The organism is Pseudomonas oryzihabitans NBRC 102199 (genome assembly GCF_000730625.1).
GTDB lineage: Bacteria > Pseudomonadota > Gammaproteobacteria > Pseudomonadales > Pseudomonadaceae > Chryseomonas > Chryseomonas oryzihabitans.
In genome coordinates this window covers 177,054-202,815 of the sequence record NZ_BBIT01000002.1, presented here as the reverse complement: position 1 = coordinate 202,815, position 25,762 = coordinate 177,054, and the positions used below count along the sequence as shown (strand labels likewise).

Annotated in this window: 25 protein-coding genes; 22 read left to right on the top strand and 3 right to left on the bottom strand. The window is 65.6% G+C overall.

Translation table 11 applies throughout. The annotated features are described in order from the left end of the window. Positions 1 to 73: 73 nt before the first annotated feature. Positions 74 to 664: a DUF3060 domain-containing protein gene (locus POR01S_RS02405; protein ID WP_007158867.1), complete on the bottom strand. Its 591-nt coding sequence runs from the start codon at positions 662 to 664 to the stop codon at positions 74 to 76. Positions 665 to 836: 172 nt separating this feature from the next. Here POR01S_RS02405 and POR01S_RS02400 point away from each other — a divergent pair, with 172 nt between their 5' ends. From POR01S_RS02400 to POR01S_RS02390, 3 genes are all read left to right on the top strand, one after another. Further along, positions 837 to 1,727 (top strand): LysR family transcriptional regulator, encoded by an 891-nt coding sequence (locus tag POR01S_RS02400; RefSeq protein WP_007158868.1) that lies wholly within the window; start codon positions 837 to 839, stop codon positions 1,725 to 1,727. Between the two features lie 62 nt (positions 1,728 to 1,789). Next, positions 1,790 to 2,344: a peptidylprolyl isomerase gene (locus tag POR01S_RS02395; protein WP_027599788.1), complete on the top strand. Its 555-nt coding sequence runs from the start codon at positions 1,790 to 1,792 to the stop codon at positions 2,342 to 2,344. 95 nt (positions 2,345 to 2,439) lie between these two features. Next, complete coding sequence (locus POR01S_RS02390) at positions 2,440 to 4,311, top strand: ABC transporter ATP-binding protein (protein WP_027599789.1); 1,872 nt, start codon at positions 2,440 to 2,442, stop codon at positions 4,309 to 4,311. Here the strand turns inward: POR01S_RS02390 and POR01S_RS02385 are convergent. Further along, positions 4,266 to 4,883, bottom strand: a complete 618-nt coding sequence (locus POR01S_RS02385; RefSeq protein ID WP_042133503.1) for a hypothetical protein — start codon at positions 4,881 to 4,883, stop codon at positions 4,266 to 4,268. The two genes, POR01S_RS02390 and POR01S_RS02385, sit on opposite strands and share 46 nt — an antisense overlap. Positions 4,884 to 4,997: 114 nt before the next feature. Between POR01S_RS02385 and POR01S_RS02380 the strand changes: the two genes are divergently transcribed. From POR01S_RS02380 to POR01S_RS02365, 4 genes are all read left to right on the top strand, one after another. Beyond that, positions 4,998 to 5,255: a DUF1652 domain-containing protein gene (locus POR01S_RS02380; RefSeq protein WP_007158872.1), complete on the top strand. Its 258-nt coding sequence runs from the start codon at positions 4,998 to 5,000 to the stop codon at positions 5,253 to 5,255. A 105-nt stretch (positions 5,256 to 5,360) separates the two neighbouring features. Beyond that, the gene (gene queD / locus POR01S_RS02375; RefSeq protein ID WP_074583066.1) at positions 5,361 to 5,717 is read left to right on the top strand and encodes a 6-carboxytetrahydropterin synthase QueD; all 357 of its coding nucleotides are present in this window, start codon (positions 5,361 to 5,363) and stop codon (positions 5,715 to 5,717) included. 82 nt (positions 5,718 to 5,799) lie between these two features. After that, complete coding sequence (locus POR01S_RS02370) at positions 5,800 to 7,254, top strand: inorganic phosphate transporter (protein ID WP_042133501.1); 1,455 nt, start codon at positions 5,800 to 5,802, stop codon at positions 7,252 to 7,254. Between the two features lie 141 nt (positions 7,255 to 7,395). Further along, positions 7,396 to 7,578, top strand: coding sequence for a hypothetical protein (locus POR01S_RS02365; RefSeq protein ID WP_042133499.1), 183 nt, complete (start codon positions 7,396 to 7,398; stop codon positions 7,576 to 7,578). Between the two features lie 101 nt (positions 7,579 to 7,679). Here POR01S_RS02365 and POR01S_RS02360 read toward each other — a convergent pair whose 3' ends face one another. Next, complete coding sequence (locus POR01S_RS02360; RefSeq protein WP_007158876.1) at positions 7,680 to 7,889, bottom strand: hypothetical protein; 210 nt, start codon at positions 7,887 to 7,889, stop codon at positions 7,680 to 7,682. A 423-nt stretch (positions 7,890 to 8,312) separates the two neighbouring features. On the opposite strand from POR01S_RS02360, the gene POR01S_RS02355 reads away from it, so the two are divergent. The 15 genes from POR01S_RS02355 to nuoH all read left to right on the top strand — a co-directional run bounded on the left by POR01S_RS02355 (position 8,313) and on the right by nuoH (position 25,754). Then, positions 8,313 to 10,544, top strand: coding sequence for an NADP-dependent isocitrate dehydrogenase (locus tag POR01S_RS02355; protein WP_042133497.1), 2,232 nt, complete (start codon positions 8,313 to 8,315; stop codon positions 10,542 to 10,544). A 129-nt stretch (positions 10,545 to 10,673) separates the two neighbouring features. After that, the gene (locus tag POR01S_RS02350) at positions 10,674 to 11,126 is read left to right on the top strand and encodes an NUDIX hydrolase (protein WP_042133495.1); all 453 of its coding nucleotides are present in this window, start codon (positions 10,674 to 10,676) and stop codon (positions 11,124 to 11,126) included. 1 nt (position 11,127) lies between these two features. Beyond that, the gene (gene mnmA, locus POR01S_RS02345) at positions 11,128 to 12,237 is read left to right on the top strand and encodes a tRNA 2-thiouridine(34) synthase MnmA (protein ID WP_145247990.1); all 1,110 of its coding nucleotides are present in this window, start codon (positions 11,128 to 11,130) and stop codon (positions 12,235 to 12,237) included. Beyond that, positions 12,234 to 12,854 (top strand): high frequency lysogenization protein HflD, encoded by a 621-nt coding sequence (hflD, locus tag POR01S_RS02340; RefSeq protein ID WP_007158880.1) that lies wholly within the window; start codon positions 12,234 to 12,236, stop codon positions 12,852 to 12,854. Before mnmA ends, hflD begins: the two co-directional genes overlap by 4 nt. A gap of 87 nt (positions 12,855 to 12,941) precedes the next feature. Continuing rightward, entirely contained in the window at positions 12,942 to 14,312 is a 1,371-nt protein-coding gene (purB, locus tag POR01S_RS02335) for an adenylosuccinate lyase (RefSeq protein WP_007158881.1), read from the top strand. A 58-nt stretch (positions 14,313 to 14,370) separates the two neighbouring features. After that, positions 14,371 to 15,546 (top strand): ribosomal protein uL16 3-hydroxylase, encoded by a 1,176-nt coding sequence (locus tag POR01S_RS02330; RefSeq protein ID WP_042133493.1) that lies wholly within the window; start codon positions 14,371 to 14,373, stop codon positions 15,544 to 15,546. A gap of 12 nt (positions 15,547 to 15,558) precedes the next feature. Continuing rightward, the gene (locus POR01S_RS02325; protein WP_042133491.1) at positions 15,559 to 16,089 is read left to right on the top strand and encodes a DUF7931 domain-containing protein; all 531 of its coding nucleotides are present in this window, start codon (positions 15,559 to 15,561) and stop codon (positions 16,087 to 16,089) included. Continuing rightward, a complete protein-coding gene (locus tag POR01S_RS02320) occupies positions 16,086 to 16,847 on the top strand; it encodes a secretin N-terminal domain-containing protein (protein ID WP_042133489.1) in 762 nt (253 codons plus the stop codon). The genes POR01S_RS02325 and POR01S_RS02320 overlap by 4 nt, the downstream gene beginning before the upstream one ends. 258 nt (positions 16,848 to 17,105) lie before the next feature. Beyond that, a complete protein-coding gene (locus tag POR01S_RS02315) occupies positions 17,106 to 17,519 on the top strand; it encodes an NADH-quinone oxidoreductase subunit A (RefSeq protein WP_007158885.1) in 414 nt (137 codons plus the stop codon). Positions 17,520 to 17,529: 10 nt separating this feature from the next. Beyond that, complete coding sequence (locus POR01S_RS02310; protein ID WP_007158886.1) at positions 17,530 to 18,204, top strand: NuoB/complex I 20 kDa subunit family protein; 675 nt, start codon at positions 17,530 to 17,532, stop codon at positions 18,202 to 18,204. A 51-nt stretch (positions 18,205 to 18,255) separates the two neighbouring features. Then, positions 18,256 to 20,040, top strand: a complete 1,785-nt coding sequence (gene nuoC / locus POR01S_RS02305; RefSeq protein ID WP_042133486.1) for an NADH-quinone oxidoreductase subunit C/D — start codon at positions 18,256 to 18,258, stop codon at positions 20,038 to 20,040. 2 nt (positions 20,041 to 20,042) lie between these two features. Further along, a complete protein-coding gene (gene nuoE, locus POR01S_RS02300) occupies positions 20,043 to 20,543 on the top strand; it encodes an NADH-quinone oxidoreductase subunit NuoE (protein ID WP_007158888.1) in 501 nt (166 codons plus the stop codon). Further along, positions 20,540 to 21,889 (top strand): NADH-quinone oxidoreductase subunit NuoF, encoded by a 1,350-nt coding sequence (gene nuoF / locus POR01S_RS02295; RefSeq protein ID WP_017642309.1) that lies wholly within the window; start codon positions 20,540 to 20,542, stop codon positions 21,887 to 21,889. The genes nuoE and nuoF overlap by 4 nt, the downstream gene beginning before the upstream one ends. A gap of 140 nt (positions 21,890 to 22,029) precedes the next feature. Beyond that, a complete protein-coding gene (nuoG, locus tag POR01S_RS02290; RefSeq protein WP_042133483.1) occupies positions 22,030 to 24,747 on the top strand; it encodes an NADH-quinone oxidoreductase subunit NuoG in 2,718 nt (905 codons plus the stop codon). After that, positions 24,744 to 25,754, top strand: coding sequence for an NADH-quinone oxidoreductase subunit NuoH (gene nuoH / locus POR01S_RS02285; protein WP_007158891.1), 1,011 nt, complete (start codon positions 24,744 to 24,746; stop codon positions 25,752 to 25,754). Before nuoG ends, nuoH begins: the two co-directional genes overlap by 4 nt. The last annotated feature ends 8 nt before the right edge of the window (positions 25,755 to 25,762 follow it).

Here is a 25,762-nt window from a genome sequence, read left to right as displayed (position 1 = left end):
ACGGCGACGCACGAAAAAGGTGCGCGACCTTAACGTGCCCGCCGCCCGAGGGAAACCCCCGGCCCTTCACGGCCTAGCGGGTGGCGTTCAGGCCCGAGGGTTCGCCGCCGGTGAGGCCCGCCACCGACTGGTTGGCCTGCAGTACGTTGTCGGCACCCGAGACCAGCGTCTTGGGCTCGGCCACCCCGGCCGCGCGGGACCAGTAGACCTGCTGACTGGAACCACCCACGGCGATGTCGGCCTGGCTGAGCAGGGTCAGGCGCGCCTTGGCGCCGTAGCCGTAGGCATCGACCTTGGCCAGGCCATCGCTGCCGCGCACATTGGCCTGCACCTGCTGATAGCCGCCGCCGATGCTCAGGCTGGCCACGGCGCCCCTGACCGTGGTCACGCTGCCCAGGCCATGGATGGTCAGCGCCCGGGCGCTGTCGAGCACCAGGCGATGATGGCTGCCATAGACCGACACCTCACCGCACTGGCCTTTCAGGGTCAGGGTATTGCCCTCGCCGGACAGGGACACGTCGCGCCCCTCGCAGTCGAGGGTCCGGCTGATGTTCATGCCTTCGATATCGATGGGATCGGCGGCCGCCGCGCGAGATTCCTCGGCCTGGACCAGCAGCGGCGCGATGACCAGACAGCAACCCAGCAACGCCTTGAATGACGACATGGAGACTCCTTGTCTTGCCTAGAGTGGGAAACTCATCGGCAGGCTTGGAGGCTGGCGCCGGCGGGACATTTGACCCGCCAGCCGACATTTTTTCATGCCGTGATGGACGCCGCGTTTTGCCATTGCCAGGCTAGGCACTAACATGCGCCCTTTCGTGAGCCCAGAGCGCTTGATGAAGACTCCTCGCGTTTCCCTCGATCAGTGGCGGACCCTGCAGGCGGTGGTGGATCACGGCGGCTACGCCCAGGCCGCCGAGGTGCTGCATCGCTCCCAGTCGTCGGTCAGCTATACCGTCGCGCGCATGCAGGAGCAGCTCGGCGTGCCGCTGTTGCGCCTAGAGGGACGCCGCGCCGTGCTGACCGATGCCGGCGCCGTGCTCCTGCGCCGCTCGCGCCGCCTGGTGCAGCAGGCCAGCCAGCTGGAGGAACTGGCCTACCACATGGAACAGGGCTGGGAGTCCGAGGTGCGGCTGGTGGTGGACGCCGCCTACCCCACCCGTCCCCTGCTGCTGTGCCTGCGCGAATTCATGCCGCAAAGTCGTGGCTGCCGGGTACGGCTGCGCGAAGAGGTGCTGTCCGGCGTGGAAGAGGCCCTGCTCGACGGCTCGGCGGACCTGGCGATCACCGGGCTGGTCATCGCCGCGCACCTGGGGGCCTCCCTCGGCACCGTGGAATTCGTCGCCGTCGCCCATCCCGAGCATCCGCTGCACCAGCTGCAGCGCACCCTGGTGACCGCCGATCTGGAAGAACAGCTGCAGATCGTGATCCGCGACAGCGGCCGCGCCCAGCCACGGGATGCCGGCTGGCTGGCCGCCGAGCAGCGCTGGACGGTGGGCAGCATCAGCACCGCGGCGACCTTCTTGCGTGACGGCCTGGGCTTCGCCTGGCTGCCCCGGGACGCCATCCAGACCGATCTCGAGGCCGGTCTGCTCAAGCCGCTGCCCCTGGAACAGGGCGCCCAGCGCTTCCATCCCTTCCAGCTCTACAAGACCCGCCAGCACGAGCTGGGCCCGGCCTCGCAGATCCTCATGAACCTGCTGCGCAAGCATGCCCTGCCACGCTGACCGTGGCGGGGTGCCGGCCGGGTTGCTATCGTTCGCCAGTCGTCTCCGCCACTCAAGGATCCATCATGTTCAAAGCCCTGCTTGCCGCCTGCGCGCTGTTTGTCGCCTCCTCCACCTGGGCCGCGGACAATCCGCACGTGCTCATCAGCACCAACAAGGGTGACATCGAGGTCGAGCTGGACGCGGCCAAGGCACCGGTCAGCACCGAGAACTTCCTCGGCTACGTCGACAGCGGCTTCTACAAGGGCACCCTGTTCCACCGGGTCATTCCCGGCTTCATGATCCAGGGTGGCGGCTACACCCGCGACATGCAGGAAAAGCGCACCAAGGCGCCGATCAAGAACGAAGCCGACAACGGCCTGAAGAATCTGCGTGGCACCCTGGCCATGGCGCGGACCTCGGACGTCAATTCCGCTACCAGTCAATTCTTCATCAACGTCGAGAACAATGCCTTCCTCGACCACGGCTCGCGCGACTTCGGCTATGCGGTGTTCGGCAAGGTCGTGCGCGGCATGGAAGTCGTCGACCAGATCGCCGGGGTGCAGACCACCCGCCAGGGCATGCTGCGCGACATTCCCCGTGAACCGGTCATGATTCTCGCTGCCAAACGGCTGTAGCCGACCCGTCCTGCCGGACGATCCGCTGGCGGTCGTCCGGTCAACCAGGCGAGGCCCCAGTGCGAGACGCCGTCTCCTCCTCACAAGGACCCCGCATGATCTTTCGCCGCTTCGAACGCCTCATCGATGCATTTCGGGAAGCCCCCGATGAAATGCCGCCCACTGGCGTTGGCGCCTTCTATCTGCACTTCCTCAAGCAAGCCTGGCCGGCCTTCGCCCTGCTGTTGGCGGTCGGTCTGATCGGCGCCCTGATCGAGGTCGCCCTGTTCAACTTCATCGGCCAGATCGTCGACCTGGCCGGCAGCGCGCCCAACAGCACGGTGTTCTTCCAGGAGCACGGCGGCACCCTGATCTGGATGGCGGTGGTTACCCTGGTCATCCGGCCGCTGTTCATCAGCCTGCATGACCTGCTGGTGCACCAGACCATCACCCCCAGCCTCACCACCCTGATCCGCTGGCAGAACCATCGCTATGTGCTCAAGCAGAGCCTGGGTTTCTTCCACAGCGACTTCGCCGGGCGCATCTCCAACCGCATCATGCAGACCGGTGTCTCCCTGCGCGATTCGGCGGTGCAGGCGGTGGACGCCATCTGGCACGTGCTGATCTTTGCCGTCACCTCGCTGATCCTGTTCGCCCAGGCCGACGTCTGGCTGATGGTGCCCCTGGTCCTCTGGATCATCGGCTACGTCATCGCCCTCTGGTATTTCGTGCCCCAGACCAAGGAGCGCTCGGCCATCGCCTCCGAAGCCCGCTCGCAGCTCTCCGGACGCATCGTCGACGGCTACACCAACATCTCCACCCTCAAGCTGTTCTCCCACTCCGCCCAGGAGGAGCAATACGCCCGCCAGGCCATGGAAGAGCAGACCGAAAAGGCCGAGAGCGCCGCGCGCCTGATCACCGCCATGGGCGTGACCATCGCCATCCTCAGTGGCTTCCTCATCGCCGGCACCACCGGCCTCGCCCTCTGGCTCTGGCACCAGGGCGTCATCAGCGTGGGCGCCATCGCCCTGGCCACCGGCCTGGTGATCCGTATCAACAGCATGTCCGGCTGGATCATGTGGGTGGTCAACGGCATCTTCGAGAACATCGGCATGGTGCAGGACGGCATGAGCACCATCGCCAAACCGCGCCAGGTCGGCGATGCCCCGGACGCCAAGCCCTTGCAGGTGAGCCGTGGCGCCGTGCTGTTCGAGGACATCCATTTCCACTACGGCAAGGGCGCCGGCATCATCGAAGGCCTGACCCTCGACGTGGCCCCGGGCGAGAAGATCGGCCTGGTCGGCCCCTCGGGCGCCGGCAAGTCCACCCTGATCAACGTCCTGCTGCGCCTCTATGACCTGGAAGGCGGTCGCATCCTGGTCGATGGCCAGGACATCGCCCACGTCACCCAGGAAAGCCTGAGATGCCAGATCGGCGTGGTCACCCAGGACACCTCGCTGCTGCACCGTTCGATTCGCGAGAACCTGCTCTACGGCCGCCCTGAGGCCACCGACGAGGAGCTGCACGCGGCCCTGCGCAAGGCCAAGGCCGACGACTTCATCGCCCGCATCACCGATGCCCATGGCCGTACCGGCCTGGACGCCCAGGTGGGTGAGCGCGGCGTCAAGCTCTCCGGCGGCCAGCGTCAGCGCATCGCCATCGCCCGCACCCTGCTCAAGGACGCACCGATCCTGCTGCTCGACGAAGCCACCTCCGCCCTCGATTCCGAGGTGGAAGCGGCCATTCAGGAGAGTCTGGAGACCCTGATGGAAGGCAAGACGGTGATCGCCATCGCCCACCGGCTGTCGACCATCTCGCGCATGGACCGCCTGGTGGTCATGGAGCGCGGCCAGATCGTCGAGATGGGTTCCCACGACGAGCTGATCGCCTACAACGGTCTCTATGCACGCCTATGGCGCCACCAGACCGGCGGTTTCGTCGGTCACGGCGTGCCGGGCAGGCAGCGGGTGCGCAGCAGCTCCAACTGACGCTCCTGGTCCAGCCCCGGGTAGAAGCCTTCGATCTTCTGCAGACCACCCAGCCAGCTGCGTCTTTCCACCACGCACTCGAACACCGGGCAGGCTGTCTGCCCGGTGGCACCGCAGTCGCGGTAGTAGGTCAGGCGCTGGCTTTTCTGCACCGTGCCCTGGAACGGACCCTGGCGCTCCTGCAGCACATAGAAGTCGATGTCCGCCGCGCTGCGATGGTTCTCCCACTGGAACGCCAGGGTACTGGGATAGAAGAGCACCAGCAGGCCCGCCAGCAGCACCCAGAGAATGGCCGCCGTCACCGGCAGGGGCAGCCGCGAACGAAAGCGGCGGCCACCGCGGATGATCAGCGCCGTCACTATGGTGACCAGCGCCAGGGCTATGCACAGCGACGGCAGACCGGTGATGACCTGCCCCGCCACGCCGATGTCCAGGCCACTGGGCGACGGCACCGTCCGATAGCCGATCTCCAGTCGCTCCCAGCCCACCCGATTGCCGATCAGGCCGGCGAGACCGAAGACCGCGGCCAGGCCGACCAGAGCCCAGAAGGTACGAGGATTGCTGTTGCGCATGGGGAAACGTCCAGACAAAGACCGGGAGACTGCCTAAGCCCGCAGGCGTTGGCAAATCAGAATTTCTCCGCCACCCGGTCCTCTATAGAAGGCGATCTGCAGAGGAATCCGTCCATGACCATAGATCTCGCCCGCGCCGTCCACATCGTCGAAAAGGCCTTTCTGCCGCTGCACGGCGAGGTCCGTGAAGACCCCAGCGACGCCAGCTTTTCCTTCGCGGTGACGGACGGCAGCCAGGTCCTGGCCTCGGTCGCCCACGTCGCCCGCAGCCAGTACAGCCATGCCGGCCACCTCGCCGCGCTGATCGAACGGACCCGCCTGGAACTGGCGCACGACGGCCATCTGCTGGAACCCTGGTCGATGCCGGGCTAGCCGCTGGCCGCTGCCGGGCAGCGGGAGGTTCGGCAAGGCGCTGTCGAGCTGATAGACTGCCGCCCCGCAGCCGCCACACCCCGTGGCCCAACGCGAGTGGTTATCGTGGAAATTTTCAAAGAATTCATTTTCGAAGCCGCGCACTTCCTGCCCAATGTTCCGGCAGGTCACAAGTGTGGCCGTCTCCATGGGCATTCCTTCAAGGTAGGCCTGCACATCGAAGGCGCGGTCGATCCCCATACCGGCTGGGTCCGGGATTTCGCCGACATCAAGGCCGTCTTCAAACCCCTGTACGAGCGTCTCGACCATCACTACCTGAACGACATCCCGGGCCTCGAGAACCCTACCAGCGAGGTGCTCGCCCGCTGGATCTGGCAACAACTCAAGCCCCAGCTGCCCGAGCTCAGCCAGGTCCGCGTCCATGAGACCTGCACCTGCGGCTGCATCTACCGCGGCGACTAATTCGCCCCTCCCATTCAAGGTGGCGATGGCGGCAGTCATTTTTCTGCCATAATTCGCGCCTGCCAACTGTCGACGTATCCCCATGTTCGAACTTTTCAGCGGACTCCATGCCTGGGTCGCCATCAGCCTCGTCTTGGCCCTGGCCTTTGAATTCATCAACGGCTTCCACGACACCGCCAACGCCGTCGCCACGGTGATCTACACCAAGGCCATGCCGCCGCACCTCGCGGTGTTCTTCTCCGGCATCTTCAATTTCCTCGGTGTGCTGCTCGGCGGCGTTGGCGTCGCCTACGCCATCGTCCACCTGCTGCCGGTGGAGCTGCTGATCAACGTCAACACCGGCCACGGCCTGGCCATGGTGTTTTCCCTGCTCGCCGCGGCCATCACCTGGAACCTGGGCACCTGGTACTTCGGCATCCCCGCCTCCAGTTCCCACACCCTGATCGGCTCCATCCTCGGCGTCGGCGTGACCAACGCCCTGCTCACCGGCATCCCGATGAGCGAAGGGGTGAACTGGCAGAAGGCGATCGACATCGGCCTGTCGCTGATCTTCTCGCCGCTGGCCGGCTTCGCCGTCGCCGGCCTGCTGCTGCTTGCCCTCAAGCGCTGGCGGCCGCTGTCGAAGATGCACAAGACCCCGGAACAGCGCCGCGAAGTGGACGCCAAGAAGCACCCGCCGTTCTGGAATCGTCTGATGCTGGTCCTCTCGGCCATGGGCATGAGCTTCGTGCACGGCTCCAACGACGGCCAGAAAGGCATCGGCCTGATCATGCTGGTGCTGATCGGCATCGTCCCGGCCAAGTTCGTACTGGACCTGGACAGCACCACCTACCAGATCGAGCGCACCCGCGACGCCGCCATCCACCTGGGTCAGTTCTACGAGCGCCAGGGCGACAACCTCAAGGACTTCCTCGCCGAAGTGCCCGGCAATCGCGACCTGCCCCAGGAATTCCGCTGCGCCCCGCACATGACCGTGCCGACCCTGCAGGCACTGCTGGCCGATCTGGAAGGCATCACCGACTACCGCGCCATGAGCGACGACCATCGCCAGCAGGTGCGCCGCTACCTGCTGTGCCTGGACGACACCGCCAAGAAGGTGAGCAAGCTGCCGGTGTTGACCGCGCGCGATCGCGACGACCTGAGCCGCCTGCGCAAGGACCTCACCAGCACCACCGAATACGCGCCCTTCTGGGTCATCATCGCGGTCGCCCTGGCCCTGGGCATCGGCACCATGGTCGGCTGGCGCCGGGTGGTGCTGACCGTCGGCGAGAAGATTGGCCGCCAAGGCATGACCTATGCCCAGGGCGTCAGCGCCCAGGTGACGGCCGTGGCCGCCATCGGCATGGCCAACGTCTTCGCCCTGCCCGTCTCCACCACCCACGTGCTGTCCTCGGGCGTGGCCGGCACCATGGTCGCCAATCGCAGCGGCCTGCAGGGCAGTACGGTGCGCAACATCCTGATGGCCTGGGTCCTGACCCTGCCGGCCTCCATGGCCCTCTCCGCCGGCCTGTTCTGGCTGGCGCACCTGTTCCTGTGATCCGCGCCGACCGGGCGCCGCATCGGCGGCGCCCGGTCGGACCCCTCGTCGGGAAAGCCTGAACAGGATAGCTATTGACGAGTCTAGTGAAATGTGTCCCAGCAGAGACACCTTTCCGAGACAGCCGTACGGTGAACGTCAATGACTCCTGCGACCTACATCCTTCTTCTGATTCTGGGCTGGCTGGCCCTGGCGCTGGCCATACTCTGGGCCATGCTGCGCCTGGCACGTCGTGCCAGACCCGTGGCGACCTCCTCGCCCAGCGTGCTGCCCAAGGCAACCCCCACCGCCCCCGTGAGTCCAGCCAAACACCTGGTCTGCTAGAAAAGCGGACGTGACGAGGCCACCTCGACACCCAGGGAGTGCGCGGGAGAAAAAAGAAGGATTCTTATTGTTTGAAAAGAAGGGATTCGAGCGAAGGCGAATCAGGTGAGCAGGGTATTTTCCTGAGCACTGCGGCTCATCTGCTCGAGGATCTGGTCTTGCTGCTGCGGGGTCAGGGTGTCCCAGCAGTGGTGCTTGATGAACAGCCCGGCACCGAAGGCGACGTACAGCGACAGGGCGACGATCACGAGCGTTTCCAGCCCGACGATAGCCCAGGAACGACTCTTGGACGCATTGTCCTTGGTTTTCATAACGACCTCATCAGATTAAGAGGGGCAATAGTTTAGTCCCTTAAGCAACTGCCGTGCAGCGCCAGCCGTCGAATGGTCAAGCCTCTTGACCTGGTTGCTCGATGCGGCTGTGCGCTTCTACCAGACCCGTCACAGCCGCAACATCTGCCCACAGCCAGGCCGCGGCAGTACGAATGCACGCCAGGCGCCGCGCTGATATACTCCGCCGACTGACGGGTCGCTGCAGGCCCTGCCGGTTCCGCTGGCTGTATCGGCCGATCCCGCAATTTCCGCAGCGACGCTTTGTCGCATCGCACGTCCATCGCCGCCGCGCCTGTCGCGCGGCCCGATAACGCCTTCTTGGGGCGTCTATCGACTCAAGGGTCGATCCTCGCTCGCCCGGCTTCGCGCCACAGCTGTGATAAAGAGGAGTTAAAGCAAGACATGTCCACCACGTCGAAGATCATCTACACCCTGACCGACGAAGCGCCCGCCCTGGCGACCTATTCGCTGCTACCCATCGTCGAGGCCATCACCGCCTCCTCCGGCGTCGCCCTCGAAACCCGTGACATCTCCCTTGCCGGCCGCATCATCGCCCTCTTCCCCGAGTACCTGAAGGAAGAGCAGCGCATCTCTGACCACCTCGCCGAACTCGGCGAACTGGCCACCACTCCCGAAGCCAACATCATCAAGCTGCCCAACATCAGCGCCTCGGTCCCGCAGCTCAAGGCGGCGATCAAGGAACTGCAGGGTCAGGGCTACGCGCTGCCGGACTATCCGGACGAGCCCAAGGACGACAAGGAAAAGGACGTCAAGGCGCGTTACGACAAGGTCAAGGGCAGCGCCGTGAACCCGGTCCTGCGCGAAGGCAACTCCGACCGCCGCGCGCCGCTGTCGGTCAAGAACTACGCCCGCAAGCACCCCCATCGCATGGGTGCCTGGAGCGCCGACTCCAAGTCCCACGTCGCCCACATGGACGCCCATGACTTCTATGGCAGCGAGCGCTCGGCCACCATCGAGAACGCCGGCAGCCTGAAGATCGAACTGATCGGCAAGGACGGCAGCAGCAAGGTCCTGAAAGAGAAGACCGCGGTCAAGGCCGGCGAGATCGTCGACGCCTCGACCATGAGCCGCAAGGCTCTGCAGAGCTTCATCGCCGCCCAGATCGAAGACGCCAAGGCCCAGGGCGTGCTGTTCTCCGTGCACCTGAAGGCCACCATGATGAAGGTCTCCGACCCCATCATGTTCGGCATCATCGTCGGCGAGTTCTACAAGGACGTCCTGGCCAAGCACGAAGCCGCCCTGAAAGAAGCCGGCTTCGATCGCAACAACGGCATCGGCGACCTCTACGCCCGCCTGTCCAGCCTGCCGGAAGCCACCCAGGCCGCCATCAAGGCCGATTTCGACGCCCAGTACGCCCAGCGCCCGGCCCTGGCCATGGTCAATTCCGACAAGGGCATCACCAACCTGCACGTGCCAAGCGACGTCATCGTCGACGCCTCCATGCCGGCCATGATCCGTGACTCCGGCAAGATGTGGAACGCCGAAGGCAACCTGCAGGACACCAAGGCCATCATCCCCGACCGCTGCTATGCCGGCGTCTACCAGGTGGTGATCGAGGACTGCAAGCAGCACGGCGCCTTCAACCCCAGCACCATGGGCAGCGTGCCCAACGTCGGCCTGATGGCGCAGAAGGCCGAGGAATACGGCTCCCACGACAAGACCTTCCAGATCCCCACCGACGGCACCGTGCGCGTGACCGACGACCAGGGCAAGGTGGTCTTCGAGCATCCGGTCGAGGCCGGTGACATCTGGCGCATGTGCCAGACCAAGGACGCGCCGATCCAGGACTGGGTCAAACTGGCCGTCAACCGCGCTCGTGCCAGCAGCACCCCGGCCATCTTCTGGCTGGACCAGAACCGCGCCCACGACGCCCAGGTCATCGCCAAGGTCGAGCGCTACCTCAAGGACCACGACACCAACGGCCTAGACATCCGTGTCCTGGCGCCCGAGGAAGCCACCCGCGTGTCCCTGGAGCGCATCCGCAAGGGCGAGGACACCATCTCGGTGACCGGCAACGTCCTGCGCGACTACCTGACCGACCTCTTCCCCATCATGGAACTGGGCACCAGCGCCAAGATGCTGTCCATCGTCCCGCTGATGAACGGCGGCGGCCTGTTCGAGACCGGTGCCGGCGGCTCCGCGCCCAAGCACGTCCAGCAGTTCGTGCAGGAAAACCACCTGCGCTGGGATTCCCTGGGCGAGTTCCTGGCCCTGGCCGAATCCCTGAACCACCTGGGCGAGACCACCGGCAACGCCAAGGCCAAGATCCTGGCCAAGACCCTGGACCAGGCCAACGGCAAGTTCCTCGACAGCAACAAGTCGCCGTCGCGCAAGGCCGGTGAACTGGACAACCGCGGCAGCCACTTCTACCTGGCGCTGTACTGGATCCAGGCCCTGGCCGAGCAGAGCGAAGACGCCCAGCTCAAGGCCCAGTTCGAGCCGGTGGCCAAGTCGCTGACCGCCGACGAAGCCAAGGTGGTCGCCGAGCTGAACGGCGTCCAGGGCCAGGCCGTGGACATCGGTGGCTACTACCACCCCGACCAGGCCAAGACCCGCCAGGCCATGCGTCCGAGCGCCACGCTCAATGCCGCCCTGGAACAGCTCAAGGGCTGAACCTGAGGGCTGCATCCGCAGCCTGAATGGGTGATCACAGCGAACCCCGGCCCCGGCCGGGGTTCGCTGCATTTGGGGCACGCAAAGCTTAAGGCGTATACTGCGCGATTACCGATAGCGGAGTCCGAGATGGATTGGCACGCCCACGTCACCGTGGCCACCGTGGTGGAAGACGCCGGTCGCTTCCTGCTGGTGGAAGAAGAGAAGCAGGGTCGCCTGGTGCTCAACCAGCCGGCCGGGCACCTGGAGCCGGGCGAGAGCCTGATCGAGGCGGCATGGCGCGAAACCCTGGAAGAAACCGCCTGGCAGGTGGAGATCCTGGGCGTGATCGGCATCGGCCTCTATGTCGCCCCGACCAATGGCGTCACCTACTATCGCACGGCCTTCCATGCCCGCCCCCTGGCCCACCAGCCGGAGCGCGCCCTGGACGCCGACATCACCCGCGCGGTGTGGCTGACCCTCGACGAGATCCGCGCCGAGCAGGCCCGGCTGCGCAGCCCCCTGGTCCTGGACGCCATCGAGAAGTACCTGGACGGGCACCGCTATCCCCTGTCGATGATCGTAGATATGAGAGGTTTTTGAAGTGAACGGCACCCGCGTCATCGTCGGCATGTCCGGCGGAGTGGATTCCTCGGTCTCGGCCCTCTTGCTCAAGGAGCAGGGCTATCAGGTCGAGGGCCTGTTCATGAAGAACTGGGACGAGGATGACGGCACCGAGTACTGCACGGCCAAGGAAGACCTCGCCGATGCCCAGGCGGTCTGCGACCGCATCGGCATCAAGCTGCACACGGCCAACTTCGCCGCCGAGTACTGGGATCACGTCTTCGAGCACTTCCTCGCCGAATACAAGGCCGGCCGGACGCCGAATCCGGACATCCTCTGCAACCGCGAGATCAAGTTCAAGGCCTTCCTCGACTATGCCCTGGCCTTGGGCGCCGACCTGATCGCCACCGGCCACTATGTGCGCCGTCGCGACGTCGACGGCCAGACCCTGCTGCTCAAGGGTCTGGACGCCAACAAGGACCAGAGCTATTTCCTCCACGCCGTGGGCGGCGAGCAGCTGGCGCGCACCCTCTTCCCGGTGGGCGAACTGGAAAAGCCCGAGGTCCGCGCCATCGCCGAGCTGCATGGCCTGGCCACCGCGCGCAAGAAGGACTCCACCGGCATCTGCTTTATCGGCGAGCGTCGCTTCAGCGACTTCCTCAAGCAGTACCTGCCGGCGCAGCCGGGCGACATCGAGACCACCACCGGCGAGGTCATCGGCCGCCACCACGGCCTGATGTACCACACCATCGGCCAGCGCCAGGGCCTGGGCATCGGCGGCATGAAGGACGCCGGTGACGATCCCTGGTACGTGCTGAGCAAGGACCTGACCCGCAACGTGCTGATCGTCGGCCAGGGCAATGCCCACCCCTGGCTGTTCGCCGAGGCCCTGACCGTCAGCGAGATGTTCTGGGTCAATGACCTGGAGCTCGCCCAACCGCGCCGCCTCACCGCCAAGGTCCGCTATCGCCAGCAGGACCAGCCCTGCCAGATCGAGCGCCAGGGCGCCGGCTACCGGGTAGTCTTCGACGAACCCCAGCGCGCCGTGACCCCCGGCCAGTCGGTGGTCTTCTACGACGGCGACGTCTGCTTGGGCGGCGGCGTGATCGAACATTATCAACCCGCCTGCGCCGAGGCGCCCGCCGCATGAATCGCACCCAGGAACAACTCATCGCCCTGGGCGGCGTCTTCCAGGCCGCCGTGCTGGTCGACCAGCTGGCACGCACCGGCCAGGTCGCGGAAGAACCCCTCGCCTGTCTGCTCGGCAGCCTGCTGGTGCGCGATCCGGGCAGCACCCTGGAGGTCTACGGCGGCCAGGTCGCGCCTCTGCGCGAGGGCCTCGGCGCGCTTTCCAGCACCCTGGAGCGCAACCCCAACAGCCTGCAGCGCGAGCCGCTGCGCTACGCCCTGGCGATGACCGCCCTGGAACGCAAGCTGGAGAAGCGCGGCGACCTGCTCGATCTCATCGGCCGGCGCCTCACCCAGATCCAGTCCCAGGTCGAGCACTTCGGGGTCGCTCACGAGAACGTCATCGCTGCCTGCGGGGGTCTCTACGAGGACACCCTGAGCACCTTCAAGCAGCGCATCCAGGTGCACGGCGAGATGCGCTACCTGCAGCAATCAGCCACCGCCTCGCGAGTGCGTGCCCTGCTGCTGGCCGGCATTCGCTCGGCCCGCCTGTGGCGCCAGCTCGGCGGTCACCGCTGGCAACTGGTGCTCAATCGCCGCAAGCTGCTCGACAACCTCTATCCCCTGCGCAACGGCTGATCCCGGACCGGCCGGCGGCGGTACTAAAGCCCCGGTCTTTGCGTGTAGAATTCCGCCCCTTTCTCCCCCGCTACCAAGAGAATGCCCATGCAGCTCTCCTCGCTCACCGCCGTATCGCCCATCGACGGCCGTTACGCCGGCAAGACCGCCGCCCTGCGCCCCATCTTCAGCGAATTCGGCCTGATCCGTTTCCGCGCCCAGGTCGAGGTCCGCTGGCTGCAGCGCCTGGCCGCCCACGCGGGCATTCCCGAGGTCGCGCCCTTCTCCGCCGAGGCCAATGCCCTGCTGGACAAGCTGGCCACCGAGTTCAGCGTCGAGCAGGCGCAGCGGGTCAAGGACATCGAGCGCACCACCAACCACGACGTCAAGGCCATCGAGTACCTGCTCAAGGAAGAGGTCGCCGGCCTGCCGGAACTGGCCGCGGTGAGTGAATTCATCCACTTCGCCTGCACCTCCGAGGACATCAACAACCTGTCCCACGCGCTGATGCTGCGCGAAGGCCGTGACCAGGTGCTGCTGCCGCTGATGCGCCAGATCGCCGGCGAGATCCGCGTGCTGGCCCATCGCTTCGCCGACGTGCCCATGCTCTCGCGCACCCACGGCCAGCCCGCCTCCCCCACCAGCCTGGGCAAGGAACTGGCCAACGTGGTCTATCGCCTGGAGCGCCAGATCGAGCAGATCGCCGCCATCCGCCCGCTGGGCAAGATCAACGGCGCGGTGGGCAACTACAACGCCCACCTGTCCGCCTACCCGGACGTCGATTGGGAGGCCAATGCGCGCACCTTCATCGAAGACGACCTCGGCCTGACCCTGAATCCCTACACCACCCAGATCGAGCCGCACGACTACATCGCCGAGCTGTTCGACGCCATCGCCCGCTTCAACACCATCCTGATCGACTTCGACCGGGACGTCTGGGGCTACATCTCCCTCGGCTACTTCAAGCAGAAGACCGTGGCCGGCGAGATCGGCTCTTCGACCATGCCGCACAAGGTCAACCCCATCGACTTCGAGAACTCCGAAGGCAACCTGGGCATCGCCAACGCCATCCTCCAGCACCTGGCCAGCAAGCTGCCGATCTCCCGCTGGCAGCGCGACCTGACCGACTCCACCGTGCTGCGCAACCTGGGCACCGGCCTGGCCCACGGCGTGATCGCCTACGAAGCCACCCTCAAGGGCATCGGCAAACTGGAGCTCAACGCCGCGCGCATCGCCGAAGACCTGGATGCCTGCTGGGAAGTCCTGGCCGAGCCGGTGCAGACCGTGATGCGCCGCTATGGCGTGGCTAACCCCTACGAGAAGCTCAAGGAGCTGACCCGCGGCAAGGGCATCAGCGCCAGCGCCCTGCAGGACTTCATCGACGGCCTGGAAATCCCTGAAGCCGCCAAGGCCGAACTGCGCCAGCTGACCCCGGCCGGCTATATCGGTAACGCTGCCGAGCAGGCCCGTCGGGTCTGAGGCTGCCTTCTTTTTCACGCCCGGCCTCGCCGGGCGTTTTTCATTGCGCGAGGTGTGCATGAACCCGGATCAACCCCTGCAACTGCTCGGCGGCCTGACCGCCCGTGAATTCCTCCGCGACTACTGGCAGCAGAAACCCCTGCTGATCCGCCAGGCCATCCCGGATTTCCAGAGCCCCCTGGAACCGGACGAGCTGGCCGGCCTGTCGCTGGAAGAGGAAATCGAATCCCGCCTGATCATCGGCCAGGACCGCACCTGGGAGCTGCGCCGCGGCCCGCTGCCGGAAGACACCTTCGCCAGCCTGCCCGAGCGCGACTGGACCCTGCTGGTGCAATCGGTCGACCAGTTCGTCCCCGAGGTGGCCGAGGTGCTGGAGGCCTTCCGCTTCCTGCCCAGCTGGCGCGTCGACGACGTCATGATCAGCTACGCCGCCCCCGGTGGTGGTGTCGGCCCCCACTACGATCACTATGACGTCTTCCTGCTGCAGGGCCATGGCCGCCGTCGCTGGCGCATCGGTCAGCCGTGCACCGCCGACAGCCCGCTGATCGACGGCCTGGAGCTGAAGATCCTCGCCGACTTCCAGCAGACCGACGAATGGGTGCTGGAACCGGGCGACATGCTCTATCTGCCACCGGGCCTGGCCCACGACGGCATCGCCGAAGACGAGTGCATGACCTACTCCATCGGCTTCCGCGCCCCCAGTGCCGGCGAGGTGCTCACCCACTTCACCGACTTCCTCAACCAGTTCATCCCCGAGGACGAGCGCTACAGCGACGCCGGCTGCGCCCCGGCCAGCGAGCATCCGGCGGAGATTCCGCCCGAGGCCATCGAGCGGCTGCGCGGCCTCATGGAGCGTCACCTGAGCGACGATCGCCTGCTGCTGGCCTGGTTCGGCCAGCACATGACCGAGCCGCGCTACCCGGAGCGCGTCGCCGGAGAAAACCTCAGCGCCAAGCAGCTGCGCAAGGAACTCGACGAAGGCGCCCTGCTGATGCGCAACCCCAGCGGCCGCATCGCCTGGAGTCGCCTGGAAGACGAGGTGATGGTCTTCGCCAGCGGCCAGAGCCGCCTGCTGCCCATGCGGCTGCAACCGCTGCTCGACCTGCTATGCTCGGCGGACGTCCTGCACGAGGCCAATCTCGCGCCCTGGCTGCAGGACGACGATGCCATGCGCCTGATCCGCGAACTGCTCCAGCAGGGCAGCCTGATCTTCGCCGGAGAAGACGACGAGTAATGGGGAGCCGCCGTGGACGAGTCCTTTACCGATCTGACCCTGGACGGATTGCCCGAACCCCAGCTCGGCCAGGACCTCGCCCTGCGCCTCGAAGGCCTGGACGCCCTGCGTGAGCACGGTGTCCGCCTCATCGGCCAAGCCAGCCGCCAGCTGAGCATCCAGACGCCCGACCTGGAAGCACCGCTCTACGACAATCTCGCCGTCGAGGCGGCGATCAAGCGTCTGCTGCTGGGCCATCCGCGGCATCAGGTCCGCATCCTCATCAACGACAGTGCCCTCGCCATGCGCCAGGGGCACCGACTCATCGCCCTGGCGCAACGCCTGACCAGCAATCTGCTGATCCGGCGGCCACCGGCCGATCAGCAACCGGAAGGCAGCTGCCTCATCGTCGACGACCAGGCCCTGCTGCGCCGCACGGGCAGCGCGCCCACCGGCTTCGTCCGCTACGGCGACCGCGCCGCCGTCAAGGTTCAGCAGCAGGTCTTCGATCGCCTCTGGGCCAGCAGCCAGCCGGATCAGGAATTGCGGAGGATGGTGCTGTGAAAGGTCTGCTGGCGTTCCTGTTGCTGCTGACGACCGCCGCCTGGGCGGCGCCTCGTACCGAGGTCATACCCCTGCAATACCGCACCGCCGACGATCTGCTGCCTACCTTGCAAGCCGTCCTTGGCAGCGAAGGCAAGGTCAACGTCTACGGCAATCAGCTGATCGTCAATGCCGAGCCGGCCAAGCTGGCCGAACTCAAGAGTCTGCTCGCCCAGCTGGACACCCAGCCGCGGCGCCTGCTCATCACCCTGGCCACCCGCGCCGGCAGCTCGGGCGCCAGTCAGGGTTATTCGGTAAACGGCGACGTGCGTGCGCCCCAGGTGCGCATCATCGAAGACAGCACCGGCCAGAAGGAGGATGGCGCCCAGCGCGTCCAGGTCACCGAGGGCTATCCCGCCTTCATCCGCTTCGGTGAAGACGTCCCGGTGACCACCTACCAGACCTCGCCCTATGGTCAGAGCTACGCCCAGACCGATTATCGCCGCCTCGAACGGGGCTTTCAGGTCACCGCCCGCCTGAGCGGCAATCTGGTGCACCTGGACATCAGCAGCGTCGATGACCGGGCCGCCGCCATGCGTCCGGGCACGGTGCAGACCCAGAGCGCCGCTACCCGCATCAGCGGCCCCCTGGGCCAGTGGCTGGACCTGGGCGGCTTCCGGCAGCAGATCGAGGGCGACCAGAGCGACCTTGTCCGCCACTACTCCACCGAAGGCCGTGACGACCGTCAGCTGAGCATCCGCGCCGATCTCATCGACTAGCAAACCGGCGAACGGCAGAACTCCTGCCGCGGCTGGCAATCTAGGACACAGGAACAGAAGGAAGTTATTTGAGAATAATTCTTATATTCATTCTCAAATAAACCGGAAGTTCTGTTTAGTTTGATTCAAAGCAGTCCAATAGAATCTTTTTGGACCAATAAGTTTACAGAATGAATCGATAGAGCATAAAATCTGTCTGTCTTGCGACACCGTGTCGCACTGATAGCGCCTGATACCCAATAATTAAGGATTCAAAGCATGTCTGAGTCGATCAGCCTACTGACCCACAACTGGAGCTTCGCGGTATTTCTCCTGGGCGTGGTTGGTCTGATCGCCTTCATGCTCGGAGTCTCGAGCCTGCTCGGCAGCAAAGCCGTGGGCCGCAGCAAGAACGACCCCTTCGAGTCCGGCATCGTCCCCACCGGGGGTGCCCGTCTTCGTCTCTCTGCCAAGTTCTACCTGGTCGCGATGCTCTTCGTGATCTTCGACGTCGAAGCCCTCTTTCTCTTCGCCTGGTCGGTGTCCATCCGTGAATCGGGATGGGCCGGCTTCGTGGAAGCCTCCATTTTCATAGCAATTCTGTTGGCGGGTCTTGTCTACCTGTGGCGAATCGGAGCGCTCGATTGGGCGCCTGCGAGCCGTCGCGAGCGGCAGGCGAAGTCGAAACAATGAGGCTTTGGCAATGCAATACAATCTCACCCGGATCGATCCCGATGCGGCAGTAGACCGCTATCCGGCCGGCCAGCGGGAAACCGTGGCCGACCCCGTCGAAAGTCAGGTCAACCGCAGCATCTTCATGGGCAAGCTCGAAGATGTCCTGCGGGGCGCGGTCAATTGGGGACGCAAGAATTCCCTGTGGCCGTACAACTTCGGCCTGTCCTGCTGCTATGTGGAAATGACCACCGCCTTCACGGCGCCCCACGACATCGCCCGCTTCGGCGCCGAAGTCATCCGGGCCTCGCCGCGTCAGGCCGACTTCATGGTCATCGCCGGCACCCCCTTCATGAAGATGGCCCCGGTCATCCAGCGCCTGTACGAGCAGATGCTGGAACCCAAGTGGGTGATCTCCATGGGCGCCTGCGCCAACTCCGGCGGTATGTACGACATCTACTCGGTCGTTCAGGGCGTGGACAAGTTCCTGCCCGTCGACGTCTACGTGCCCGGCTGCCCGCCTCGCCCCGAAGCCTTCCTCCAGGGCCTGATGCTCCTGCAGGACTCCATCGGTGAAGAACGCCGCCCCCTTTCCTGGGTGGTGGGCGACCAGGGTATCTACCGCGCCGAGATGCCTTCGCAGCGCGAGCAGAACCGCGAGCGCCGCATCCAGGTCACCAACCTGCGCAGCCCAGACGAAGTGTAAGTCCCCTTCGGGACCTGCACGCTGACGACGATCGATTAGCGACGGAACATCATGACCGCAGACACCGCTCTGTCCGCCTCTGCGCTCGCCCCTGCCGGCGAAGCGTCGGTGGTTGGCGAACTCCAGGGCCAATTCGGCGCCGACGCCCTGACCCTGCAAGACACCCGTACCGGCATGCCGGTAATCTGGGTGGCACGCGAACGAATCATCGAAGTACTGCGCTTCCTGCGCAATCTGCCCCGCCCCTACGTCATGCTCTATGACCTGCATGGCGTGGACGAGCGGCTGCGGACCCACCGCCGCGGCATGCCCAACGCGGACTTCACCGTTTTCTACCACCTGCTGTCCATCGACCGTAATAGCGATGTAATGCTCAAGGTGGCCCTCTCCGCCAACGACCTGCGCCTGCCCACCGCCACCGGCATCTTCCCCAATGCCAACTGGTACGAGCGGGAAGTGCTGGACATGTACGGCATCCACTTCGACGGACACCCGCTGCCCAAGCGCATGCTGATGGCCGACAACTGGCAGGGTCATCCGCTGCGCAAGGACTATCCGGCGCGCGCGACCGAGTTCGATCCCTATGCGCTGAATGCCGCCAAGCAGGACCTCGAACAGGAAACCCTGAGATTCAAGCCCGAGGAATGGGGCATGAAGGAGCATGCGGAGAATTCCGACTTCATGTTCCTCAACCTGGGTCCGAACCACCCCTCCGCCCACGGTGCCTTCCGCATCATCCTGCAGCTGGACGGCGAAGAGATCGTCGACTGCGTGCCGGAGATCGGCTACCACCACCGCGGCGCCGAGAAGATGGCCGAGCGCCAGTCCTGGCACAGCTACATCCCCTACACCGACCGGATCGACTACCTGGGTGGGGTGATGAACAACCTGCCCTACGTCCTCTCGGTGGAAAAGCTCGCCGGCATCAAGGTGCCGTCGCGGGTCGACTTCATCCGCGTGATGATGGCCGAGTTCTTCCGCATCAACAGTCACCTGCTGTACCTGGGTACCTATATCCAGGACGTCGGTGCCATGACCCCGGTGTTCTTTACCTTCACCGACCGTCAGCGCGCCTACAAGGTGATCGAGGCCATCACCGGCTTCCGCATGCACCCCGCCTGGTTCCGCATCGGCGGCGTCGCCCATGACCTGCCACGTGGCTGGGACAAGCTGGTCCGCGAATTCCTCGATTGGATGCCCAAGCGTCTGGACGAGTACGAAAAGGCCGCGATGAAGAACAGCATCCTCATCGGCCGGACTAAGAACGTCGCCGTCTACAACACCAAGGAAGCCCTCGAGTGGGGCGTCACCGGTCCCAACCTGCGCGCGACCGGTCTGGACTTCGACCTGCGCAAGGCCCGCCCCTACTCCGGTTACGAGAACTTCGAATTCGAAGTGCCCATCGCCCACAACGGCGACTGCTACGACCGCGGCATGCTGCGCGTCGAGGAGATGCGCCAGAGCCTGCGCATCATCGAGCAGTGCCTGCAGCACATGCCCGAGGGCCCGTACAAGGCGGATCACCCGCTGACCACGCCGCCGCCCAAGGAGCGCACCCTGCAGCACATCGAGACCCTGATCACCCACTTCCTGCAAGTGTCCTGGGGTCCGGTGATGCCGGCCGGCGAAGCCTTCCAGATGATCGAGGCGACCAAGGGCGCCAACAGCTACTACCTGACGAGCGATGGCAGCACCATGAGCTACCGCACCCGCATCCGGACGCCGAGCTTCCCGCACCTGCAGCAGATCCCGGCCGTCATCCGCGGCAGCATGGTGTCCGACCTGATTGCCTACCTGGGCAGTATCGACTTCGTCATGGCCGACGTGGACCGCTGAGCATGAGCACCGAAACCCTGATCCAAACCGACCGTTTCGTCCTGAGCGAAACCGAGCGCTCGGCCATCGAGCACGAGATGCACCACTACGAGGACCCGCGCGCGGCGTCCATCGAGGCCCTGAAGATCGTCCAGAAGGAACGTGGCTGGGTGCCGGACGGCGCCATCTACGCCATCGGCGAAGTGCTGGGCATTCCTGCCAGCGACGTCGAGGGCGTGGCCACCTTCTATAGCCAGATCTTTCGCGTACCAGTCGGCCGCCACATCATTCGGGTGTGCGACAGCATGACCTGCTACATCGGCGGCCACGAATCCGTGGTTGGCGAGATCCAGCGCCAGCTGGGCATCGGCCTGGGCCAGACCACCGCCGACAGCCGCTTCACCCTGCTGCCGGTCTGCTGCCTGGGCAATTGCGACAAGGCCCCGGCGCTGATGATCGACGACGACACCCATGGCGATGTCCAACCCGCGGGCGTGGCCAAACTGCTGGAGGGATACGCATGAGACTGACCTCCTTCGGGCCTGCCAACAGCATTGCCCGTACCCCCGAGACCCATCCCCTGACCTGGCGCCTGCGTGAAGACGGCGCTCCGGTTTGGCTGGAGGAATACCAGGCGAAGGACGGCTATGCCGCGGCGCGCAAGGCGCTGACCGAGCTGGCTCCCGATGCCATCGTCCAGGAAGTCAAGGACTCCGGCCTCAAGGGCCGCGGCGGCGCGGGTTTCCCCACCGGCGTGAAGTGGGGCCTGATGCCCAAGGACGAATCCCTCGATATCCGCTACCTGCTGTGCAACGCGGACGAGATGGAACCCAACACCTGGAAGGACCGCCTGCTCATGGAGCAGCTGCCGCACCTGCTGGTGGAAGGCATGCTGATCAGTGCCCGGGCGCTCAAGGCCTATCGCGGCTACATCTTCCTGCGCGGCGAATACGTCGACGCCGCCGCCAACCTGCGGCGCGCGGTGGAAGAAGCCAAGGCGGCCGGCCTGCTGGGCAAGAACATCCTCGGTAGCGGCTTCGACTTCGAGCTGTTCGTCCACACCGGCGCCGGTCGCTACATCTGTGGCGAAGAGACCGCGCTGATCAACTCCCTGGAAGGTCGCCGCGCCAACCCGCGCTCCAAGCCGCCCTTCCCCGCCGCCGTCGGCGTCTGGGGCAAGCCGACCTGCGTCAACAACGTCGAGACCCTGTGCAACGTGCCGGGCATCGTCGCGGGCGGCGTCGACTGGTACAAGAGCCTGGCTCGCGAAGGCAGCGAAGACATGGGCACCAAGCTCATGGGCTTCTCCGGCAAGGTGAAGAACCCTGGCGTCTGGGAATTGCCCTTCGGCATCACCGCCCAGGAGCTGTTCGAGGACTACGCCGGCGGCATGCGCGACGGCTTCAAGCTCAAGTGCTGGCAGCCCGGTGGCGCCGGTACCGGCTTCCTGCTGCCCGAGCACCTCTCGGCGCAGATGTACGCCGGCGGCATCGGCAAGGTCGGCACCCGCATGGGTACCGGTCTGGCCCTGGCCGTGGACGACAGCGTCAACATGGTCTCGCTGCTGCGCAACATGGAAGAATTCTTCGCCCGGGAATCCTGCGGCTGGTGCACCCCCTGCCGCGACGGCCTGCCCTGGAGCGTCAAGCTCCTGCGCAGCCTGGAGAAGGGCGAGGGGCAGCAGGGCGATCTGGACACCCTGCTGCAGCTGGTCAACTTCCTCGGCCCGGGCAAGACGTTCTGTGCCCACGCACCGGGTGCCGTCGAGCCCCTGGGTAGTGCCATCAAGTATTTCCGCGAAGAGTTCGAGGCCGGTGTGCGCAAGGCGCCCAGCGAGCCGCGACCGACTGCTTCGGCGAGCGTGACCTGAGGATCGGCCCCCGCGGGGGCCGCTTCCATCGCTTTCTGGCCGGACCCGTTCCGGCCGGCGCTGCCTCTGGCGATCGCCAGGTCGGCGCGAACGTTTTCCCATTAGCCAGACCCGCCCTGCGCGGGTGAGAAGAAAACCCTATGGCCACTATCCACGTAGACGGCAAGACGTACGAGGTCGACGGGGCGGACAACCTCCTCGAAGCCTGCCTGTCCCTGGGGCTCGACATCCCCTATTTCTGCTGGCACCCAGCGCTGGGCAGCGTCGGCGCCTGCCGCCAGTGCGCGGTGAAGCAGTTCGCCGACGAGAACGACACCCGCGGGCGCCTGGTCATGTCCTGCATGACCCCGTCCAGCGACAAGACCTACATCTCCATCGAAGACGCCGAAGCCAAGGAATTCCGCAGCTCGGTCATCGAATGGCTGATGACCAACCATCCCCACGACTGTCCGGTCTGCGAAGAAGGCGGCCACTGCCACCTGCAGGACATGACGGTGATGACTGGCCACAACAAGCGCCGCTATCGCTTCACCAAGCGTACCCACCAGAACCAGGACCTCGGCCCGTTCGTCGCTCACGAGATGAACCGCTGCATCGCCTGCTATCGCTGCGTGCGCTACTACAAGGATTACGCCGGCGGTACCGACCTGGGCGTCTATGGCGCCCACGACAACGTCTATTTCGGCCGCGTCGAGGACGGTGCCCTGGAGAGCGAATTCTCCGGCAACCTGACCGAGGTCTGCCCCACCGGGGTGTTCACCGATAAGACCCACTCCGAGCGCTACAACCGCAAGTGGGACATGCAGTTCGCCCCGAGCATCTGCCATGGCTGCTCGTCGGGCTGCAACATCAGCCCCGGCGAGCGCTATGGCGAACTGCGCCGCATCGAGAACCGCTTCAACGGTTCGGTGAACCAGTATTTCCTCTGCGACCGTGGCCGCTTCGGCTATGGCTATGTCAATCGCAAGGATCGTCCGCGCCAGGCCCTGCTGAAAGATGGCAGCCTGGAAACCGGGATCGACGCCGCCCTGGATCGCGCCGCCCTGCTGCTGCGCGGCAAGAAGGTGATCGGCATCGGCTCGCCGCGTGCCAGCCTGGAAAGCAACCACGCCCTGCGCGAACTGGTCGGCGCCGAGAACTTCTACAGCGGCATGAGCGCCCGTGACCTGGCCAATGTGCGCCTGGTGCTGCAGGTGCTCAAGGACAGCCCCCTGCCCGTCCCGACCCTGCGCGCCATGGAAAAGCATGACGCCGTCTTCGTCCTCGGCGAGGACCTGACCCAGACCGCGGCCCGCCTGGCGCTGTCCCTGCGGCAGTCCGTCAAGGGCAAGCCCGAGGCCATGGCCGTGGCGCAGAAGATCCAGCCCTGGCTCAACGCGGCCGTGCAGAATATCGGCCAGAGCGAGCGCAATCCGCTGTTCATCGCCAGCGTCGCCGCCACCCGCCTGGACGACGTCGCCGACGCCCGTCTGCATGGCTCGCCGCTGGAACTGGCCCGTTTCGGCCATGCCGTGGCCCATGCCATCGACGCCAGCGCCCCGGCCGTCGACGGCCTGAGCGACGAAGTCGCCGAGCAGGCGCGTCTGCTGGCCGAGACCCTGCTGGCGGCCGAACGTCCACTGGTGGTATCCGGTACCTCCCTGGGTGAACCGGCGCTGATCGAAGCCGCCGCCAACCTGGCCAAGGCTCTGGCCGCCAAGGGCAAGGCCGGCTCCCTGAGTCTGGTGGTGCCCGAAGCCAACAGCCTGGGTCTGGCGCTCTATGGCGGCGAGTCCGTCGAAGACGCCTTCGCGGCCCTGGAAAACGGCCAGGCCGATGCCCTGGTGGTGCTGGAGAACGACCTCTATCGCCGCGCCCCTGCCCAGCAGGTGGATCAGGCCCTGGCCCGCGCCCAGGTGCTGGTGGTGCTGGATCACCAGCGCACCGCCACCGCCCAGCGCGCCGATCTGGTGCTGCCGGCGGCGAGCTTCGCCGAAGGCGACGGTACCCTGGTCAGCCAGGAAGGTCGCGCCCAGCGCTTCTTCCAGGTCTATGAGCCGAGCTACTACGATCCCTCCAGCCTGGTCCGCGAAGGCTGGCGCTGGCTGCACGCCCTGCGCAACACCCTGGACAACCGTCCGGTGGACTGGACCCAGCTGGATCATGTCACCGACGCCGTGGCCACTGCCGCGCCGCAACTGGACGGCATCCGCGACGCCGCGCCCAACGCCAGCTTCCGGGTGAAGGGCCTCAAGCTCGCCCGCGAACCGCACCGCTACAGCGGCCGCACCTCCATGCGCGCCAACCTCAGCGTGCACGAGCCGCGCGCGCCCCAGGACGCCGACACCGCCTTCGCCTTCTCCATGGAAGGCTATGCCGGCAGCGCCGAGCCGCGTCAGCAGATCCCCTTCGCCTGGTCCCCGGGCTGGAACTCGCCCCAGGCCTGGAACAAGTTCCAGGACGAGGTCGGTGGTCATCTGCGCGCCGGCGATCCGGGCGTGCGCCTGATCGAGACCCAGGGCGATCGCCTGAACTGGTTCGCCGTCCCGGCCGCCGCCGTCCGCGGTACCGCGTCCGGCTTCCAGGCCGTGCCGCTGTACCACCTGTTCGGCAGCGAAGAGACCTCTTCGCGCGCCGAGCCGGTGCGTGAGCGCATCCCGGCCGCCTACGTGGCGCTGGCCAAGGCCGATGCCGACCGCCTGGGCGTCAACGAAGGTGCCCTGCTGCGCCTGCAGGTCGCCGGTCAGGAATTGCGCCTGCCGCTGCAGATCAAGCCCGAGCTGTCCGCCGGCCTGGTCGGTCTGCCCGCCGGCTTCGAAGGGATTCCGGTGGACTTCGCCGGCCTCACCGTGGAAGGACTGCAGGAGGCCGCGGCATGACCTGGCTCACCCCCACCCTCATCGCCGTGGTGATCGGCGTCCTCAAGGCCATCGTCATCCTGCTGGCGGTGGTCATCTGCGGGGCGCTGCTGAGCTTCGTCGAACGGCGCCTGCTGGGTCTCTGGCAGGACCGCCACGGTCCCAACCGGGTCGGTCCCTTCGGCGCCTTCCAGCTGGGCGCCGACATGCTGAAGATGTTCTTCAAGGAGGACTGGACGCCCCCGTTCGCCGACAAGATGATCTTCGCCCTGGCACCGGTGATCGCCATGGGCTCGCTGCTGGTGGCCTTCTCGGTCATCCCGATCACCCCCACCTGGGGCGTGGCGGACCTGAACATCGGCCTGTTGTTCTTCTTCGCCATGGCCGGCGTCAACGTCTATGCGGTGCTCTTCGCCGGCTGGGCGAGCAACAACAAGTTCTCGCTGCTGGGCGCCATGCGCGCCTCGGCCCAGACCCTCTCCTACGAGGTGTTCATGGGTCTGTCGGTGATGGGCATCGTCGCGGTGACCGGCTCCTTCAACATGAGGGACATCGTCGAGGCGCAGCACCAGGGCTGGTGGTTCATCATTCCCCAGTTCTTCGGCTTCTGCACCTTCTTCATCGCCGGCATCGCCGTCACCCACCGTCACCCCTTCGATCAGCCGGAAGCCGAGCAGGAGCTCGCCGACGGTTACCACATCGAATACGCGGGCATGAAGTGGGGCATGTTCTTTGTCGGCGAGTACATCGGCATCGTGCTGATCTCGGCGCTGCTGGTGACCCTGTTCTTTGGCGGCTGGCACGGTCCCTTCCTGGATACCCTGCCCTGGCTGTCCTTTGTCTGGTTCGCCCTGAAGACCGCCTTCTTCATCATGATCTTCATCCTGTTGCGTGCGTCCATTCCGCGTCCGCGCTACGACCAGGTAATGGCCTTCAGCTGGAAGTTCTGCCTGCCCCTGACCCTGATCAACCTGCTGGTGACCGGTGCGGTGGTGCTCTATAGCGCCACGCCGGCCATCGGCCAGTGAGGTATCCG